Below are 3,718 nucleotides of genomic sequence, written 5' to 3' on the forward strand. Positions count from 1 at the left end.
AATTAGATGTAGCTGCGTGCATGAGTAGAAGTTTAGCTCCGTATGATATTACACCAGAACAAGCTTTTATGATTATTTTGCTCAATGAACGGGATGGATTGTCTCAGGGTGAAATTGCTTTGGCTTTAAGAAAAGATAAATCAAGCATCACTCGGATGATATTGAGTCTTGAAAATAAAGGTGTCATGTACAGAGTTACTAATAGTTATGACCGCCGTTATTTTAAAGTTTCATTAACAGAAAAAGGTAGGAGCTTGGCTACCAATGTATTACCTTGTATTTCAGGAACTATTGATGTCCTACAAACAGGTTTTTCACTTGAAGAAATGAATGAATTACGAAGGCTTCTAATTAAGATGCGCGATAATATGAAAAAATGATTTGTACACACCTAATAGTTGATGTATCAACTATTAGGGATGAAGGAGGATAAGGATGTTTGAGCATATCAACCAAAATTATGAAGGAGTAGACTTTCGCAATCAAGACTTGAGGTATGGCGAGCTTATGAGTTGCACTTTCCGTCGTTGTACATTTGCTAACGGATCTTTAGAAGAAATTACGACAAGGAACTGCCGTTTCGTTGAATGTAATTTTCGGGGTGCCTCGTTAAATAGTTCCATTCATAAGGAATCCGCGTTTGAAAATTGTAACTTTGCCGAAGCAAATCTATTTGTCTCGAAGTTTGAAAACTGCAAAATGACGGGTTCAGATTTTTCTAGTGCAAATATGGATGGAATCACTATACTCCAAGGAGATTGGTCTTATACGAATTTGAGAAGAGCCAGATTGGTTAAGCAAGATTTACGTGGTATTAAATTCTATGAATCAGATTTAACTGAAGCCAATTTAGAGAAAGCCGACTTAAGAAATTGTGATCTTACGAGAACAATGCTGGCTAAAGCGAAATTACAGGGAGCTGATGTAAGGGGAGCTAAAATGGATGGTGTGGATTTCAAAGCCCTCACGATCAAGGGAGTACGAATGGATACTGAGCAAGCCGTGTTGTTTTCACTCTCGCATGGAGCCAAAATAAATTAACTGCAATTTGATTTTTAAAAAAGAGGTATTCATTTAGACGGCCTTAGCCCTGGAATTCACGGGGCTGGGGCCTTTTAATTTTACCTGGTTAACGAGATAGAACGAAGGGCTCTGAAGTCTATGTTCATCGTGCTGGCATTAGTGGCCGTAGCTTCGTGGATCATCCAATATACGTCCAAATTACTCACGTGGAGTGGTGTGATCTCCAATATTTTTATGGCCATCTGTGCCATGAGTGTCGTCTTAATTGTCCCGGTTCTTATGACTTATGGCGTTTTTCTATGGAGGTCCAGACGGATTAGGTAGGTTTATTGAGGAAATTGAAGTGAATTCGCGTATAAAAAGGAATTTCCCCTAATTCTGTCGAATTTTAATGAACAAAGGCTCAGTAGAGTCAGAGTCCAGGGGGGCGAAAACTTGAATCCGAAATTCAATCATCATAAATTCGTGGTTAGAAAACAAATCCTTTCTTTAGTAGGCGCTAAAATTGACATTTTCGACATGAATGAAAAGGCAATACTGTTCTCCAAGATGAAAGCCTTCAAGTTGAAGGAAGATATCCGAATATACGGAGATGATACAATGCAAGATTGTTTGATCAGCATTCAAGCTCGAAGTGTCATTGATTTCTCCGCAATCTTCGATGTAGTGGATGTTGAGACCGGCAGCAAGATAGGTTCTCTTCGACGCAAAGGGATGAAGTCGATCCTCAAGGATGAATGGGCGATTCTGAACACAAGTGAGTCGGAGATTGGATTGATTAAGGAAGATAACGTGATGCTTGCTCTTCTGCGAAGGTTTCTGACGAATTTGATTCCTCAGCATTACAATGTTGAGATGAATGGAACCAAAGTCGCCGAGTACAAGCAGAATTTCAACCCGTTCGTCCAAAAACTAACGCTCGACTTCTCCGCTGATCACAACGACAAACTTGATCGTCGCTTGGGCCTCGCTGCTGCGGTGCTATTGATCGCCGTCGAGGGCAAACAGGGATAATGATCTCAACGGATTTATAATTTATAATTGCTCGCAAAACTACAAAGAGACCTGACATCAGGTCTCTTTGTAGTTTTGTGAAATTATTAAATATAATCGTAAAATCAATGAAATCTCCGCAAATGAAATGTGTCACCCGATGACGGTAAGTTCTTTCGGGAACGATGTCAACACCTCGACGCCGTTGTCCGTGACGAGTACATCATCCTCGATGCGAACGCCGCCGACTCCTGGTACATAGATGCCTGGCTCGATCGTGAAGACCATGCCGCTGCGCAGCAACTCTTGGTTAAGGCCATGCACGGATGGATATTCGTGCACATCCATGCCAAGGCCATGCCCAAGCCGGTGCATGAAATATGTTCCGTAGCCTGCGTCGGTGATATGCTTACGCGCCGCGTTGTCCAGGCTGGCCAACGTAGCGCCGGCGCGAGTCGCTTCAATAGCCAGCAGGTTCGCCTGGAGCACCGTCTGATAGATTATTGCCTGCTCTTCCGAAATATCGCCTACCGCGAACGTTCGAGTAATATCAGATGCATATCCGTCTGCATAGACACCGAGGTCGAACAAGAGCAGCTCGCCTTCGCGGACGGCACGTGAGCCCGGAACACCATGCGGCAGCGCAGATTTCTCGCCCGCCAGCACCATCGTCGAGAAGGAAGGTCCGCTCGCGCCGAGCTTCTTCATCTGGTACTCCAGCTCCGCTACAAGCTCAATCTCTGTAACGCCAGGTTTCACTTGTGTAATGCCGGCGCGCAGCACATCCTCGATGATTCGCACCGCATGCTTCATGCGTATCACCTCGTCCGGAGTTTTGATGACGCGCATCTCGCGCAGCGGCTCGTCGATATCTGCATAGACGGCTGCACCGACCGCTTGGCTAATGGCCTCGAACCGACTAACCGTCATATAGTCCTTCTCCAGTCCAAGCTTCCGGACGCCTGCTGGCATAAGCTTGTTCAGAACTTCGTATGGGTTATCGGTGTCCGTATGGGTATGGATTTCTTTCACGGAAGATGCAGCTTGTGCCGCTTCAAGGTCCAAAGCCGGTACGATTAGCAGCGGTTCAGCTCCGCGCGGAATCAGCAGACCGAGAAAACGCTCATGCGGGTCGCTCGCAAACCCGGTCAAATAATACACATGCTTCGGCATCGTAATCAGCACAGCATCGATCTCCTGCCGATCCATATAGGCAACTAGCTGTTCAATTCGCGTATTCATTAAAACAATCAACCTTCCTTTCGAGGTGGCTTCCATAATGGTATTGCGGGTCAATTTTACATAATGGACCCATTATAATGTCAATAAGTGTGGGTGACAAGTGGAAAGGAGGGGGATATTATTACTATGGACAATAAAACAGCAACAGCCTAGGACATTATTATCTCATCCGAGGCTGCTGTTTCATTTTTATTTCAAGGCAGAGGATTCAAGGAAGATAGCAAGAAGTAATGTACAATGAAGTCGCAATGAAAGGAAACAAAGTGAGGATTATAGCTGCCACCGAAAGGGATATTGATTATCTAAAAAGCAGGGACCACCATCTCATGGAGAAATTAATAGCACCTAAAATCAGAGATAGAGAAATTTTCTTATTCCAAGATGAAAGTGAAGGAATCATCGGTTGGATGCGTTATAGCTATTTTTGGGATAACACCCCTTTTATGAATATGATCTGGAT

At 44.1% G+C, this 3,718-nt stretch carries 4 protein-coding genes and 1 pseudogene; 4 read left to right on the forward strand and 1 reads right to left on the reverse strand.

What is annotated here, in order from left to right; translation table 11 throughout:
- The 3 genes from AC1DUA_RS28445 to AC1DUA_RS28455 all read left to right on the forward strand — a co-directional run.
- A partial coding sequence (locus AC1DUA_RS28445) for a MarR family winged helix-turn-helix transcriptional regulator (protein ID WP_477502957.1) occupies positions 1-380 on the forward strand: 380 nt, incomplete at its 5' end.
- 55 nt (positions 381-435) lie between these two features.
- Positions 436-1,041 (forward strand): pentapeptide repeat-containing protein, encoded by a 606-nt coding sequence (locus AC1DUA_RS28450; RefSeq protein WP_477502958.1) that lies wholly within the window; start codon positions 436-438, stop codon positions 1,039-1,041.
- Positions 1,042-1,458: 417 nt separating this feature from the next.
- Positions 1,459-2,037: an LURP-one-related family protein gene (locus tag AC1DUA_RS28455; RefSeq protein ID WP_477502959.1), complete on the forward strand. Its 579-nt coding sequence runs from the start codon at positions 1,459-1,461 to the stop codon at positions 2,035-2,037.
- A 132-nt stretch (positions 2,038-2,169) separates the two neighbouring features.
- Here AC1DUA_RS28455 and AC1DUA_RS28460 read toward each other — a convergent pair whose 3' ends face one another.
- Complete coding sequence (locus tag AC1DUA_RS28460) at positions 2,170-3,258, reverse strand: M24 family metallopeptidase (protein ID WP_477502960.1); 1,089 nt, start codon at positions 3,256-3,258, stop codon at positions 2,170-2,172.
- Between the two features lie 230 nt (positions 3,259-3,488).
- On the opposite strand from AC1DUA_RS28460, the pseudogene AC1DUA_RS28465 reads away from it, so the two are divergent.
- Positions 3,489-3,718 (forward strand): annotated as a pseudogene (locus tag AC1DUA_RS28465) (hypothetical protein); the annotation flags it as partial.

It is taken from the genome of Paenibacillus sp. 01T422 (assembly GCF_056398785.1).